This is a genomic window from Paenibacillus sp. An7, assembly GCF_009870785.1.
Classification (GTDB): Bacteria; Bacillota; Bacilli; order Paenibacillales; family Paenibacillaceae; genus Paenibacillus.
Genome location: NZ_WTWX01000005.1, coordinates 21,238 through 35,391 on the forward strand (window position 1 = coordinate 21,238; position 14,154 = coordinate 35,391).

Annotated in this window: 16 protein-coding genes; 3 read left to right on the top strand and 13 right to left on the bottom strand. The window is 38.6% G+C overall.

Annotated elements, in window-relative coordinates:
- Positions 1 to 137 precede the first annotated feature (137 nt).
- Positions 138 to 1,007, top strand: a complete 870-nt coding sequence (locus tag GQY27_RS08380) for a YitT family protein (RefSeq protein ID WP_442950893.1) — start codon at positions 138 to 140, stop codon at positions 1,005 to 1,007.
- A 47-nt stretch (positions 1,008 to 1,054) separates the two neighbouring features.
- Here GQY27_RS08380 and GQY27_RS08385 read toward each other — a convergent pair whose 3' ends face one another.
- The 12 genes from GQY27_RS08385 to GQY27_RS08440 all read right to left on the bottom strand — a co-directional run bounded on the left by GQY27_RS08385 (position 1,055) and on the right by GQY27_RS08440 (position 10,035).
- Complete coding sequence (locus GQY27_RS08385; protein ID WP_160033215.1) at positions 1,055 to 1,897, bottom strand: sporulation protein YpjB; 843 nt, start codon at positions 1,895 to 1,897, stop codon at positions 1,055 to 1,057.
- Between the two features lie 48 nt (positions 1,898 to 1,945).
- Positions 1,946 to 2,536 (bottom strand): DUF1405 domain-containing protein, encoded by a 591-nt coding sequence (locus GQY27_RS08390; protein ID WP_160033217.1) that lies wholly within the window; start codon positions 2,534 to 2,536, stop codon positions 1,946 to 1,948.
- Between the two features lie 166 nt (positions 2,537 to 2,702).
- Positions 2,703 to 3,575 carry a menaquinol-cytochrome c reductase cytochrome b/c subunit gene (locus GQY27_RS08395; RefSeq protein ID WP_160033219.1) on the bottom strand — a complete coding sequence of 291 codons (873 nt, stop codon included), beginning with the start codon at positions 3,573 to 3,575 and terminating at the stop codon, positions 2,703 to 2,705.
- A 19-nt stretch (positions 3,576 to 3,594) separates the two neighbouring features.
- On the bottom strand, positions 3,595 to 4,266 hold the full coding sequence (qcrB, locus tag GQY27_RS08400; protein WP_160033221.1) for a menaquinol-cytochrome c reductase cytochrome b subunit: 672 nt from the start codon (positions 4,264 to 4,266) through the stop codon (positions 3,595 to 3,597).
- Positions 4,267 to 4,280: 14 nt separating this feature from the next.
- Positions 4,281 to 4,823 carry a Rieske (2Fe-2S) protein gene (locus GQY27_RS08405; protein WP_160033223.1) on the bottom strand — a complete coding sequence of 181 codons (543 nt, stop codon included), beginning with the start codon at positions 4,821 to 4,823 and terminating at the stop codon, positions 4,281 to 4,283.
- Between the two features lie 190 nt (positions 4,824 to 5,013).
- Positions 5,014 to 5,448 (bottom strand): DUF2487 family protein, encoded by a 435-nt coding sequence (locus tag GQY27_RS08410; RefSeq protein WP_160033225.1) that lies wholly within the window; start codon positions 5,446 to 5,448, stop codon positions 5,014 to 5,016.
- A gap of 128 nt (positions 5,449 to 5,576) precedes the next feature.
- A complete protein-coding gene (locus GQY27_RS08415; protein ID WP_160033227.1) occupies positions 5,577 to 5,759 on the bottom strand; it encodes an IDEAL domain-containing protein in 183 nt (60 codons plus the stop codon).
- 71 nt (positions 5,760 to 5,830) lie between these two features.
- A complete protein-coding gene (locus GQY27_RS08420; protein WP_160033229.1) occupies positions 5,831 to 6,919 on the bottom strand; it encodes a hypothetical protein in 1,089 nt (362 codons plus the stop codon).
- Between the two features lie 109 nt (positions 6,920 to 7,028).
- Positions 7,029 to 7,631, bottom strand: a complete 603-nt coding sequence (locus GQY27_RS08425) for a histidine phosphatase family protein (protein WP_160033231.1) — start codon at positions 7,629 to 7,631, stop codon at positions 7,029 to 7,031.
- A gap of 27 nt (positions 7,632 to 7,658) precedes the next feature.
- A complete protein-coding gene (locus GQY27_RS08430; RefSeq protein WP_160033233.1) occupies positions 7,659 to 8,252 on the bottom strand; it encodes an anti-sigma factor family protein in 594 nt (197 codons plus the stop codon).
- The gene (locus GQY27_RS08435; RefSeq protein ID WP_160033235.1) at positions 8,249 to 8,842 is read right to left on the bottom strand and encodes an RNA polymerase sigma factor; all 594 of its coding nucleotides are present in this window, start codon (positions 8,840 to 8,842) and stop codon (positions 8,249 to 8,251) included. Before GQY27_RS08435 ends, GQY27_RS08430 begins: the two co-directional genes overlap by 4 nt.
- 965 nt (positions 8,843 to 9,807) lie before the next feature.
- Positions 9,808 to 10,035, bottom strand: coding sequence for a hypothetical protein (locus GQY27_RS08440; protein ID WP_160033237.1), 228 nt, complete (start codon positions 10,033 to 10,035; stop codon positions 9,808 to 9,810).
- A gap of 836 nt (positions 10,036 to 10,871) precedes the next feature.
- Between GQY27_RS08440 and GQY27_RS08445 the strand changes: the two genes are divergently transcribed.
- Together GQY27_RS08445 and GQY27_RS08450 are read left to right on the top strand one after the other, a co-directional pair.
- Positions 10,872 to 11,720 carry a hypothetical protein gene (locus tag GQY27_RS08445; RefSeq protein WP_160033239.1) on the top strand — a complete coding sequence of 283 codons (849 nt, stop codon included), beginning with the start codon at positions 10,872 to 10,874 and terminating at the stop codon, positions 11,718 to 11,720.
- A gap of 189 nt (positions 11,721 to 11,909) precedes the next feature.
- Positions 11,910 to 12,122 (top strand): hypothetical protein, encoded by a 213-nt coding sequence (locus tag GQY27_RS08450; RefSeq protein WP_160033241.1) that lies wholly within the window; start codon positions 11,910 to 11,912, stop codon positions 12,120 to 12,122.
- Between the two features lie 125 nt (positions 12,123 to 12,247).
- On the opposite strand, the gene GQY27_RS08455 is transcribed toward GQY27_RS08450, so the two are convergent.
- Positions 12,248 to 13,813 (bottom strand): SIR2 family protein, encoded by a 1,566-nt coding sequence (locus GQY27_RS08455; protein WP_160033243.1) that lies wholly within the window; start codon positions 13,811 to 13,813, stop codon positions 12,248 to 12,250.
- Positions 13,814 to 14,154 lie beyond the last annotated feature (341 nt).

The following is a 14,154-nucleotide window of genomic DNA, read 5'->3' on the forward strand; positions in this document are numbered from 1 at the left end:
CAATGTTTATAACTCACTTCATCCATATGTTAACGTATTGAGAAAGTGAAAACAAATCATTTTTTAAACTTCCCATGAAAAAGGCATACTACATTTGAGCATTAGGCAAATCTAATACTAGTGAGGGATTCATTCAAATGAATAAGATTACAGCGCAGCTTAAGATCATTGTACCAATCCTCGTGGGCACCGCCATTTTTGCGTTCGGTCTCCTGTATTTCATTATCCCGAATCAATTGATGGAAGGCGGAGTCACGGGTATTACCGTGCTTCTCAATTATGCTTTTGGTATATCTCCTTCCCTATCTACACTCATCATTAATATCCCGCTGTTTCTACTGGGATGGAAAGTTTTTGGCGGAAGACAAATTATTTATACCGGTGTCGGAATCATCGGTCTTACCATTTTCCTTGGTTTATTTGAACGTTTAATAGACGCAGGATATATCGTTCCTTTGCAAACAGAGCATGATCTACTGCTTGCTGCACTTTATGCCGGTGTTACCATTGGTCTTGGTTTAGGGATTGTGTTTCGTGCAGGGGGGACAACCGGGGGTTCTGATATCATTGCAAGAATTCTGTCCAAGAAAACGGGGCTCAGTATCGGACGAGTTATGCTCGCCATTGATATTGTTATTATTGGGTCTTCCCTTATTTACATACCTATTGAAAAAATCCTGTATACGCTCATTGCCGTATTTATCGGATCCAAGGTTATTGACTTCATTCAAGAAGGGGCATATGCTGCCAAAGCATTTACAATTATTAGTGATTATGGCCCTGAAATTGCGGATAAAATAACCAAAGAGATGGAACGCGGGGTTACGCTGATTCCAGCGATTGGAGCCTACTCAAAAAAAGCAAAGCATGTTGTATACTCTGTCGTTTCTAGACAAGAGATGAGAGAACTTCATCAAATGGTAAGATCCATCGATCCAAGCGCATTTCTCATTATTAATGAGGTGCATGATGTCCATGGAGAAGGTTTCAAGGAAGCAGAAAAATAGCCCGGACATCCGGACTATTTTCTCTTTTTTCTTTTTATTATATCTGGCTAAAAATAGGATTGATGATTCCCCCTGTACTTACGGTAACCGACGTACGCCAGCACTGCCACAATTGCAGAACCAAGGAATAAATTGGCTGCCCAAGGTTCAGGCCCTGCTGCAAAGGGAACAAAAGCGGTTGCATCCTTCTCCCTGCCGAATAAAGCATTGGCAAATTCATCCCCCTGCTTTAACGTATCGAGAATGTCTTGTTGTTTTACTCCATTACTCATAGTAAGTCCCTTTAGATAAGACATCCAGGAATCAAATCTTTCAATCTCATAAGGTTGTCTCCGAATGATCGCTGCAGGACGAATTGTTTCATAATGACTTTCCAGTTCCATATAATTTGTAGTTATATCGGTTCCTGGTTCATTCTTTACTCTTTGTTCAATAGAGGATAAGTCTTCTTTCATAATCTTGTAGTATTGAAGCCACAGCGGCTTATCCGGATGAGCCAAACTATCCACTGCAAGTCTCAGTTTTGCAGACGCATGCTGTAAAGAGTCCGAGGCAGCCTGCACACTGGCAGTAGCTTCTTTCACTTCGACAATCGTCTCCGTGAGAGCATGCATCCCTTCTACTGTAGTTAACCCATCGAATGAGAACCGCTCTACTTTACTCGTTAAATCCTCTACATCTTTCCGTACTGCAGATAGATTATAATCGGGCGCATTCCGGTATAAGGAGGTTGCGATCTGATTGAGTTGTTCAGCACTCTTTACAAGGCTTGGACTCGCTTCCTCTGAACTTTCCGCATATGCCGTGTTCAGCAAGAAATTCTGACTCAGTAGCGTACAACATAGTAGACCCACCATTAATAAGGAAGAACGTTTTATTCGAAAAAACAAGGACATCCCCTCCTACTGTATCGTATGAAGAGAGATGTCCACCTAGAACTATAACCGTTTTGCCTTTTTTAAGGCGATCCAGCCTGCTATAAAACTAAGAATCGTCAGCGTGAAGGTAAAAGTACGTACTTCACTCACGTAATCATGCAGCTCATAAGGAAGATACGGATAAATTCCAAATGTGTAATCCATGACATCATTTAAGAGGGTCCACCCTGCTGCTACAATTAGACTAACCATTCCAAATCCAAAGAAGCGAACATAGAGAAGTGCCTCTACTGCCATCGCTAAGTGAGAAGCAATCAGCATAAAATCCTGCCAGATCATATCTCCTCCGAAGGACCATCCTGCTACAATCATACTCACTGCCCATACCCCATATTTGACGGATGTCACAACAGCAAGGCCCTGAATTACATGACCTACCCCTTGCAACCCGCGGTTCTGAGGAGGGTATAACAGAAATAAAAGGGACAACGTAAAAAATAAACTAGCAGTAGGGCTATCCGGTACAAAAACAAGAAGCGCTGCCGGATAATTTTGAAGTGTGAAAAGAAGCTGATTTTCATACCATATGTATCCATATACTGTACCTAGTAAATTACACCAAAATAAGAGCCATAAAAATCTACGGTTCATCAGCACAGAGCGGCTCCAAAAAAAAGATAGGGATAACACGTGCCCTACATCCTCCTTTATAATCTAATCTTCATTTCTAAGAATGATGGTGACTGAGTTCTCTCTAAAAAGGGCCTGACTGCTCATAGAAGCAGTCAGGCCCTTTTTGGTAACCCGTATTCTAATATTACTCTGCCGTTTTCTGGGAAGCAAGCCAGTCTGCAAGAGTGTCAATATCTTCGTCAGTTAGACCTTGTGCAATATTCAGATCATATTGAGGTCCCATACCACCAATACCGTCATGGATGATACCGAGAAGTTCTTCCTTGCTATGAACATCGCCAATACCCCGAAGTGAAGGTCCCATTTGCCCTTTCAGATCCGCAGCATGGCAGGTTACGCAGGTAGCTTTTTTGTAAGTATCAGCACCTACTCCGTCTGGATCTACAATGGCTACTTCTTCTGTGGTAGGCGCCACTGAGGTCGGAAGCCCTGCGTTATGTCTCTCAAGTGCTTCTTCCTCACGTGCAATATGTTCAGGAATTTGCCCGGACTTTTCAAGCTCATGTTGGTAATGAGTCCATGCTACATTAGTCAGATAGAAGACCGAAACAATGGATAGCAGCATAAGCGTTGATGCAATGGGCCTCTTATAGAAACGGCGTTCTTTCCCCGTATCTAGAAAAGGTGCAAGGAGCAAAGCTCCAAATGCTACACCTGAAACACCGAGTGAACCAAGTACAACATAATCACCAGAAGCATAAGGATATTTCAGATATTGATATAAGAATAAAAAGTACCAGTCAGGCATCGGTATTACCGATGCACCAGGGTCGGCTGGATACCCAAGCGGCGCTGGTTCAGAAATCGTTAGCACCAGAAAACCAACAAGAACAACGACCCCTACCATCCATTCTTTTAACAGAAAGTTTGGTATAAAAGCCTCTGATTTCCCCGGATAAGAAGTATAGTCAGGCGGTGTAATAAATCCCATACCTTTACGTACCCTGGAATCTCCAACAAAAACAACTTTTTCGTCTGATTTTTTCCCGTGTGCCATAGGCGTTTCCCCCCTTCTATTATAGTGGTCCGGAGATACCTTGTCGGCGGATCATAATAAAATGGCCTACAAGTAAAATAAGCAGAACAGCAGGAAGGAAGAACACGTGAAGGGCAAAGAATCTTGTTAATGTCTCAGCTCCAACAATCGTACCGCCTTGTAAAAGTTCTTTGATAACAGGTCCCAGATAAGGAACCGTATTCGCGATCTCGAGCGTTACTTTGGTTGCAAAGTAAGCTTTGTTATCCCAAGGCAGCAGATAACCTGTTAATCCAAGTCCAAGCATAACGAAAAAGATTAACATTCCTACTACCCAGTTCATCTCACGTGGGGCTTTATAGGATCCTGTGAAAAACACCCGCATCGTATGTAAAAACATCATCACTATGACCAGACTGGCTCCCCAGTGGTGCATTCCTCGTACAATCTGACCAAAAGCGACTTGGGTTTGCAAAAACTCTACACTAGCATACGCATTAATAATATCGGGTACGTAATACATCGTTAGAAACATTCCTGATAGAATCTGAATAACCGTGATGAAGAACGTAAGTCCGCCAAAGCAATACACAAACGCTGAAAAGTGATGGGCTGGATTTACGTGTTCAGGAACTTCATGGTCAGCAACGTCACGCCAAATAGGAGTGATATCCAGACGTTCGTCGACCCAGTTGTAAATATTTTTAAACATCTACTCACGCCTTCCTATTGGACTCTCTGATTCGGAATGATCTCCCCAAGGTAAACCCATCCTTCATCTTCCTTGACGGCGTACTCATCAAGCGGCTTGGAAGCAACTGCTAACTGTTTCCCCTCTTGAGTATAGTGTGCACCATGGCAAGGGCAGAAATATTGATTTGGCAGCTCAGGATTGTTATTGTAACCAACCGTACATCCAAGATGTTTACATATCGGTGACAATGCATAAATGGAACCGTCTTCCCCTCTGCGAACCCACGCAATGAGTGAAGAATTGCTTGTGTACCAACCATCTTGCTGTTTCAGTTCAAAATGAACTTCCAAAGGCTCCGAAGTCACTTTACTCACTTCAACTGCTTTTACAAAAGCGCCTTCATCTTTCTTCTGCAATATTGGATCCACACCAAATCGAACCATAGGCAAAACGACACCTGCAGCCATATATGCGGTAGCTCCGCCCAAAGTGTACGTCAGAAACTGTCTGCGTGACATCTCTTTCCGCTTGGGTGGCTTAGGCACATTATGCTCACTGTCATTGTGATTGCTCATCCTCTTCCGACCCCCTTTTTCATCCAAATATTTCATTCTTCTCTTAAAAAATTCCACAAATTACTATGACATACATTATCATATAGTAGCCTACAAGGACCGTCAAGAATTTGTCACAACTTTTCAAACAGGGAATGGAAGCGTTACAATAAAAATGTTGGTAATTTGTCACATATCCCTATGAAATGGATTAATTCCACATTTGATAGATTTGACTTTGGATATCCTTCTTTAATTCGTTTTCATTAGCGTGTTCCCATTCTTCCTTCCCAAGTAACGCAGCTAAAGATAAGACTAGATCTGCCTCAGGAAGTTCAGCTTGAACCAATGCTTCGTCAGCAGTCATCACAATGACATATTTAAATCCGCCCACTTTTAGATGTGAGCACAGCTCATTTAAATACTGTAATTGCGAAGCTTGGCTATAATGAACCGCAGGATAGGTAACTACTCGCCCCTTGAAAGGAATTTCAACGTAGTCCAGAAAATCTCTTAGCCTTTCAAGTGCAATCACCGCCTCGTAAGGGGATTCCCATCCCGTAAGTGCGGTGTATGGTATGAGACATGTATCTAGGTAAGGCTGTAATTCTACCCAATCTTCTGATGTAATCTCGCTGAATTTCAAGAGTCTGCCTCCTCTTTATGTATTACTTCTATTATAAGGTTCGAAACCATAACTGGAAAGACATTCTAAAGATTCACAAAAAAACCCTTCTCATTTTTCAGAGAAGGGTTCTTTTTTTAAGGTTTGTCTTACGAAATAATTAATCTCAGTTCATCCGTCAGGCTGCGGAAAGCCACTTCATCCCCCGATGCCAGTGCTTTGTCAATTTCATCATATAATTGTTCACTCCGATGTTTGCGTAATGCCGCGTCCCAGACCATTTCTGCAGCCAGTCCTAACATGACCTCGTAAGTAACTTTCATTTTATCCATAGGATGCACCTCCAACCAATTGTTATATTATCAGGCTAAGCTAAGTTATTATCACGGGTTAACGAGATGTACTAAACCGCATTGCAGGTTACCGTTAACCGGTTCCCCCAAGGTGTCATTCTAACAACCGGTCCCTTCTCCTCATGTTCTCCGATTCGAACCATTCCTAGATGCATCATCATTTGAAGTATTCGCTGTTTCAGAACAGCTTCATTCGTATCGTAATAGAAGGGATGAATGATCTCACCCATGCTTTCCAGTAAAGAGGAAACCGTAGTCCATTCCTTCGCACACTCCCCAATCCAATACACCACAGAAGCAAGACACGGAATGGCTCCTTTATAAAGTCTTAACCAATAGCGAAAAATCTGCATCAACTCTTCGTCTGATGATTTCTCAAAAACATGAGTGCCTTCATCGGTAATTGCAAGAATTCCATTGTTTTCTGCTATATACCGCTGATGAATCGCATAATCATACAGTAGAGCTAACCGATCAGGGTATTCTTTATAGCTTCTCCCATATCCGAAACGCCATCCTGTTTTTCCTACCAATGGTTCTTTTACATGTAGAAAATCCAGCAGTTGCTGCTGCGTCCTCTTATACATAAATCCTTCCTGATTCAGAGGAATTTCATACTGATCAGTGAATGTAAGCAGCAATTTCATATCCTCGAACAGTAAATGGTGTTCTTCACGATAGACAGAAGGTTCAGGGACAACTTCAGCAAGCTGTATAAATTTTGAACGTATTACGCCCATAAATTTCTTTTTTAAATCTTGGGGAACACGATACAAATATTTCGTTTGCTGTGTTGAACCGTTAAATAACCAGCCGCGCTTCGTAAACTGAACAACAATATCGCGAAAATAGGCAGCAGGACGTTCGCCTTTGGGTTCCATTGCTTGTTTTGCAAGGGCCGTAAGTTCTTCTATGCTGTAATTTACCCTTCCATCAAACAATAGTGCATTCAGAAAGCTAAGCTGACCCTTTGGCAGATCATATACCAGTTCTTCAATAAAGGAAGAATTACCAAGAGTCACTAAAATACTCTGAATTAACTCATGTTTGGAATGGGTGTTGCTGCTGCATTCATAATGGTTTGCAATGCGGTTCAGCTGACCAATGTCAGCATATGTAAGTAGATCCGCTAAATTCATTGTCCCATCGCCTCGCCGTTTTACTACCATTATGGGAATTATTGCAACATTTATTCCTTTACGGCAAAAAAAATAACCCGAATCTGCATTCGAGTTATTTACACACCAATTATTTTTTTGACTTTTCAAACGAACATTCCTGTAAATGCTTCGTACAGTTATAAAGCAACGGATTCCATTTTTCTTCTTCGTTCTCAAGTATGGTAAGAGACAAATTTCCAATTCTCTCGTTATATCGATCTTCGTAAAGTGCTTTATATAACTGAGCAAGCAGAGCCCCGTGAGAAACAACAAGAATATGCTGATGAGGATGTGTCTCGGCTAACTCATTAATAAAGGTTAAGGCCCTTACCCGCATATCAGGTTCTTTTTCCTGCCCTAAATCTAATGAATTCCAATCCACTCCCCATTTTGCTTCTCGTTCTTCTTGCGTTAGACCTTCGGCTTGTCCAAAAGATCTTTCTTGAAGTCGTTCATCAGGCGGCAGCATAGGAACATTAATAATACGGCTTATAATTTCTCCTGTTTCCTGTGCACGAGACAATCCGCTCGTGATAATATAATCCCATTCATAGGGTTCAGTGAGAAGACGTTCTCCAAGCAGCTTGGCCTGCAGTCTGCCTTCATCATTCAGAGGAATGTCACTGCGACCTTGTATTCGTCCAGCTACGTTCCAATCGGTAAGTCCATGACGTATTAAACCAATTCTCATTTCAAGATATGCCTCCTTCTCTTTTTGTTATTTTGTTATATGATGCATTCTGCGTAAAGAGAATAAAGCCATCCCCAAAGCTAGCAGAGATATGATTATCCAGTACTCAGGGTAAGCTGGAATTCCTGCTACAAAAGGTTCAATAATCCCAGAAGCACCCTTTGGATCATGATAAGGCAAGCTGAAGGCCGGTGCACTACTCGCTATTCCGGTAGGAACAATCCCCGCATCGTTGTTTATGCCTGTAGCGTCATTCATACTTATCTTCCATACCATCAGTACAATACTGCATAACAACACGGCTAAACAGGCAGAAATCCAGATAGAATAACGATTAACCGTTGTGTCCATCCATTTGTAGGGTTTGATATCTGTTCTTTGAATATGCGGATGGTCGCTGTATATCTTGTCCATTACCTTATTGTGCATCGATTGAAGCGACTTCTCAGGAACAGGATCTGAAGTCTCGGGGATCAGATCATATAATTCCTCCCACATGCTATATTCAAAGGCACAATCAGGGCATTCTTCTATATGTTTATTCAGTTCAACTCGTACCGGATGATGTGCGGACAAATCCCAAACCTGTGCCATGCACTCCTGGGCTTCGTTGCAATTCATTGACTTTTCATCCCTTCATACTCCTCATAGATCGGTTCAAAGAAATACGAATGCAACTGATTCTTGACGCTCATCCGTGCACGAAACAATAAAGATTTGACGGAACTTACCGTCTGCCCTAAAATATCCGAAATTTCCTGATATTCAAGCTGATCATATTCACGGAGTATAAGAGCCGTTCGCTGCTTATCAGGCAAATTATTAATTGCTTCACGCACTTTAATGACACGTTCATTCCTCAGCATCGCTTGTTCAGGAGCTGTATCCGAAGACGCAACAGGAGTAACTCCACTTGTTTCAAGCGGAATATTACTTCCTCGATGTTTTCGCAGTTCGCTAAGAACCGTATTTCTAGCAATAGTATACACCCAGGTGGAGAAAGATGCATCAATCTCGCGGAAGGAATTTAGGCTTTTATAAGCTTTATAAAAAGTTTCAGATACTAAATCTTCTGACATATGTTCAAGTCCTGAACTGCGAAGCATGTGGTAGACAAAAGCATACATCTTTCTTTCATATCGTCCCATGAGCTCAGAATACAGCTCGACATTTCCTGCTTTTATTTCTTTAATCAACTCTGAATCATCCATTAGGTCTAAGCTCCTCCTTGCAGTTCCATAGTGCCCAGGTATTAAAAATACCTGTAACAACACTTTTTAGAGCGGGAACCTACGTTTATGATTGAATATAATTACAGAAATGTAATTTTTATTATTAGGTTGTAAATAGATTGCTAGTTCTTACTCTCTTGCTTCTAAATCCTTATGTAGTAACACTTTCCTAAACATTCCTGTAATTCCAAGGAACATTATACCATATAACCAACCAGAGTTTCCCTTTTAATTTATGAAAAATTTGTTATTTATTTTATGTCTATAATACTTTAAGACTAAAGCGGACTAGTTTGATCTAGTTATGTAAGCAAAAAAATAGGCCGCGAGTTCATCGCAGCCCATTGTTCGAAATCTATGTTATTACAATTTCTTGATTGAAAATTATTGATTTTTATTAGAAAAAATATAGACAGTCATTGCTACTAAAGAAATACAAAACAATATTTCAACTTTCTCAAAAATCGAGGATGCACTGAAAACAAAAATGGAAAGAAATTCAATATCGTTATTCATACCACCAAATGTAGCATGATTAAGAAGTAGTATACTTAATAGTACACTGGTAATTAATACTACAAAAGAGACTTTTCTGAGAATATTCTCTCCCTCTCTCACTATAAAGAGTATGGAGAATAAAAGACAAATAAACATGATAAATAATAACAATGCTACACCTTCTCTTTTGTGAATGATCTTGATGACTGATGTTCTCTATATAACCAATATGTAGAACAAAATCAATCTTACGCGGCACCCTAGATTTTATACAGTTAATTAATGGCAGTTGATTATGAAATTTTTCTGATAAATCTCCTTTACTTACAGAAGCAAGTCTTTCACTACAAAAAAAAGAGGCCGCGAATCATCGCGGCCCGTTGTTCATCTTTCAGAACAACCAGTTATTGGATAGGAGTGGAGACTCCTATCTGGTAACTGAAGTTTTATTTAAAGAACTTATGTAACTCTTCTTTAAGCATTAGCGCATCACTAAACCCAAGTCTATGAGCAGTCTTCACCACTTGGGTATTTTTCTGCAGAAAAATATCTTCCAGAAGCATAAGATCATCATTCAAGTGATTGGGAGCATGTTTTTTTATATGCTCCATCGTACCATTAAATAACTTGTGCCCTCCCTGTTGAGTATCTTTCATGCTGCCTTTGTTTACCATTTAGTGATACCTTGTTATAATCCCTTCATTATTATCTCTATCTTATAATTGAAAGGATTATTTTAATTTCCTAAAATCTCCCGAGGGAGATGCAACCTGCAGAAACTCATTACAGAAGGGTTATCTCAAGCTGAATATGCTCGTCGAACTGGAAGATCACGACAAATGGTATCTTAGTTCTGTTCAAATGAGAGAGTTATGCAACCCGAAAACATTTTAAATGCTCAAATGATACTGGGTTGTTCGCTTGAAGAGCTGTATGAATTCGATGTAGAGGATATAGCGGATTAAAAAGCGCTACATCTCCCTTAGGAATTTTGTCAACTAAAAGTTTACATTATTTAGTAATATTTCATCCAATAGTCAAAATGACTCTGGGTTAGTAGCTCTAAATATATCTATAAACGTAATTTTACTACACCATATTTTCCCTTAAAATGAACAAGTTCGTTCCTCCATCCATCTTCTCAATCTCTCTAGTTATCGGCTTTTCCCTCTTCCAAACAATGTAAGAAGGTCTTTATTCGCTTTTGCTACCTCCAATTTTTCTGCCAACTCTTGCAATATAAATTAATCACGTTTCGGACGAGCTTCCTTTTATTTAGCAGTAAATGTTCCGGGACAGCTGTAGTTTCTAACAACATCAATAATCACTCATACAGAACATTTGTTCCCATTATATGACGTATAACGATATTTTTCAACAATATTCCATACATAGGAATGTAAACTTTGCATTTAGTTACTTTTTTTTTACGCAATACATGGATAAATATACCTAGTTCTGTTAGACTGTATTTTGATTTAATATAACAATATTAGGAGGATTAATTTGCATGTGGATGTTTATAGGATTGATAAGTTTTCTTGGTTTCATAATTTACTTAGTACTGGGATTAGTTGCACTTGTTAAAAAAAACGGCCTCGCCAAAAAGAAATTTCTTACTTCTTTGGTATTATTCTTTTTATTTATCGTAGCCATAATTGCTGATCCAAGTACTACTGAGACAGCTGATTCAGAGCAACCCCCAACTGAGGGAGTTGAAGCGAATATAGCATCAGACACTTCGAAGAACAATGTAGAAGCTACAAATGATGAAGGTAATATACAAAAAGAAGCTGAAGAAAAGGCAAAAGCTGAAGCAGCTGCTAAGGCAGCAGAGGAAAAAGCAAAAGCTGAGGCCGAGGCTGAGGCTAAAGCGGCAGAGGAAGCAAAGAAATCCCAGACAGCCGGACTCATGAAAATTTTAGTACCCAGCATAACTGAAAATATCGCTGAGATAAATGATAAGACTTACAATTACCTTGTAGAAAACTATACTCTCTTTCCAGCTATATCAGCAGAAGCAAAACAGGCGGCTCAAGATGCAGCCGATCCAAATATCACTACTAAGCACCTTCAAAAAAACATTACTCCTTATCTGGATAAAATGATCTCAATTTCAGGAGATGTAATTAGTATTCAAGAAGAAGAAACTGACTATGGAACATTAGCTTACGTACATATTATGGACGATGAGTTTAATTCAGTCACAGGTTATTATTTGGGTTCAACAGGTGATATTCTTGAAGGTGACACCATTAGATTAAGAGGTGTTCCGACCGCTGCCTATTCTTTTGCCAATGTAGGTGGAGGAACAACCAACGCAACATTAATTACGATTTCTACTATTCAAAAACTATAAAAAAATTACACCCTTGGAAACAAGGGTCTTTTTTATCTATAAATAAATCGAATTCCTTTTAGTAACTGAAAGAAGCAACATTTAAACTAAATTTATATTGATCTCTCATATACTAAGTACCATGCAGGAATACCGTTCTATTTTGTCGAAATATAATTCCAAAAATATCCACGAAAGGAATGCGATTATATGCAACATACCCAATATTCAAAACGGCACAGGCAATCGTTAACCTCTTATATTCACCTGTATACAGCGCAAATGGACCGGACGTCAATTATTATATTCATTGGTGCTGAACTCGTTGGAAGCGGTGTAATTGAGGGAATTACGGAGACTAGCATCAAGGTGAAAGATGAGCATTATATGCGCGGAGTTTGTGAGTTTAGATATGGCAGATAATATAAGGGCAGCTTAAAAAGCTGCCTCTTTTTATTTTAATTTACTTCTTCGGTGTGATATCAGTAGTGGGTCCAGTAATGAACAGTGCCGTGCAGTTTTCAACTTATGATTTAATTACTTCTCTTCTAATCTTTATTTAATCCATATTTCAGCCAATCATAGTATTTAATTAATCTCCTTATATGAGTAGAAAGAATTCCGTTATCTGTAATATTAATTACTATTAAATTTCTCAACACTTCAGTATTAATTTTTGAAGGATGAATGTATACTGCATTTTCCAAAATTTTATCTTTCGAAAGATCTGAATTAATGAGTTGTTCCAGAGACTCATAATTATCATTAACCTCGTTGATCTTATTCCTCATATCTCTCAAAGATTTTCGCTGTGATATTACATCTGTATGCTTAGATGCTTTTCTATCCAACACTCTATAAGGAATTTCACTTTCTTTTAATTTACTCATCTTGATGAATTTATGGACAGGGATATGATTTTTTCCTGGTATCAAGAGAGTCTTAGTTACGATTGAAGCATAATCAAAATTATTATCCCCAATACCTACTATATCTTTAAGTAGTACATCATTTGGATACGTACTATATCCAGTTTGCGATACTTTCTCTATAATTCCCGCACCATAAACAAACTGTATTTTTTCCAGATCCTCTTCTGATTCTAAACCTGTAGCTACATAAATTTGTTCTTTCGGATCATCTGTCAGTAGTAATTCATAAAGATGCTCTTTCATTTGGCGAACAAGCCTAGCAGAAAATTTTCTTTCAATTTGCCCCAGCGCTTTATAGAGAGAAACAAAGTCATTTGTTCTAATATAATTTATATCAAGATTACCATTTTGTAGATCAATAGGGATTTGACTATAAATATACCCTTTATTTTCCCAATCGTGTTCAACAAAATAGATATTACGTCCAAACTTATTGACATTTTGTGAACCTATACCATAGATAATAGAGTCCAATATTTCTCTTATGTTAGTATCACGTATTGAATAACCAATAAACACAATTGGATGCTCAATAAAAATAGTAGTTAATTTTGCAGCCAAATAAGGATTTCGTTTATTAAATGACTCATAATCTTTTTCATCCAAAATTAATGAGTTTGGAGAGGTTATACATCCATGAATTTTAAGTATCTCGCCCACATTAAGCACATTTGAAAATAAAAGTTCTTGCTGACCTATATACTTTTTATAGTCAAAAATATTCTCACTGAGACAGTCCCAATTCGTTGTAATAATACCATCGATTGAATTCCTATCCCTAAGATCACTAATAGCTTTTAATTCTTCTTGAATATCAGGACTACTAACAAGTTCAAACTTCCCAAGGTACTCAGAAATAGCAATCTTTAAAGCACTTCGATAATCACTTACAATGCTAGAATGCTGTTCCCGCTGTAATTCAAATTCTGGTTTTTGCCACCAAACTTCTGAAAAATCTTTTGCCAACAATGTGGCTAGATGAGGCAAATACATAGGGTGCTCTTGATTATAGGTAGATACTTTTGATATGTACTCTTTAAAGTTTTTTCCCATCCAAGACGCACTGGTTTCCAATAAGCCATCCCAACTAGGTGTTCCTAAGTATCTACGAGAAAAACCAGAGCCTAAAAAAAGAAATGGCGCAGTATCATGTCTACTCAAATCCTCGATGAATTCTTTCATTTCTACACCTCGTAATTCTAATATATATATCAGTATAAGTAAGTTTTTTAACAATAGACTCCGAATACTTCTCTATTTGACTACCGTAATCTATTAAATCTTCATGTTGACACACTGTTCCTTCGTCCCAGATAAAGTAACGACAAAAAAACTATATTTTATTATGAATTCTATATGATGACATTTATAGATTAACCTCTTGAATCTTTTATTTAATTTGAATATATCGCTATTGAGGCAATTTGTAAATTGAAGGTATCAAATGAAGTTTGAATTAAAGAAGTCAAGCTATAGAAAGCACATTGGTGTTTTAAGTATAGCGAAGATAGATGATACATAGC

Bases quoted from the DNA above. Each gene is read 5' to 3' on its own strand.
- GQY27_RS08380 (WP_442950893.1), top strand. From the start codon at position 138: ATGAATAAGATTACAGCGCAGCTTAAGATCATTGTACCAATCCTCGTG.
- GQY27_RS08390 (WP_160033217.1), bottom strand. From the start codon at position 2,536: ATGAACCGTAGATTTTTATGGCTCTTATTTTGGTGTAATTTACTAGGT.
- GQY27_RS08395 (WP_160033219.1), bottom strand. From the start codon at position 3,575: ATGGCACACGGGAAAAAATCAGACGAAAAAGTTGTTTTTGTTGGAGAT.
- qcrB (WP_160033221.1), bottom strand. From the start codon at position 4,266: ATGTTTAAAAATATTTACAACTGGGTCGACGAACGTCTGGATATCACT.
- GQY27_RS08405 (WP_160033223.1), bottom strand. From the start codon at position 4,823: ATGAGCAATCACAATGACAGTGAGCATAATGTGCCTAAGCCACCCAAG.
- GQY27_RS08415 (WP_160033227.1), bottom strand. From the start codon at position 5,759: ATGGATAAAATGAAAGTTACTTACGAGGTCATGTTAGGACTGGCTGCA.
- GQY27_RS08420 (WP_160033229.1), bottom strand. From the start codon at position 6,919: ATGAATTTAGCGGATCTACTTACATATGCTGACATTGGTCAGCTGAAC.
- GQY27_RS08425 (WP_160033231.1), bottom strand. From the start codon at position 7,631: ATGAGAATTGGTTTAATACGTCATGGACTTACCGATTGGAACGTAGCT.
- GQY27_RS08430 (WP_160033233.1), bottom strand. From the start codon at position 8,252: ATGAATTGCAACGAAGCCCAGGAGTGCATGGCACAGGTTTGGGATTTG.
- GQY27_RS08435 (WP_160033235.1), bottom strand. From the start codon at position 8,842: ATGGATGATTCAGAGTTGATTAAAGAAATAAAAGCAGGAAATGTCGAG.
- GQY27_RS08440 (WP_160033237.1), bottom strand. From the start codon at position 10,035: ATGGTAAACAAAGGCAGCATGAAAGATACTCAACAGGGAGGGCACAAG.
- GQY27_RS08445 (WP_160033239.1), top strand. From the start codon at position 10,872: ATGTGGATGTTTATAGGATTGATAAGTTTTCTTGGTTTCATAATTTAC.
- GQY27_RS08450 (WP_160033241.1), top strand. From the start codon at position 11,910: ATGCAACATACCCAATATTCAAAACGGCACAGGCAATCGTTAACCTCT.
- GQY27_RS08455 (WP_160033243.1), bottom strand. From the start codon at position 13,813: ATGAAAGAATTCATCGAGGATTTGAGTAGACATGATACTGCGCCATTT.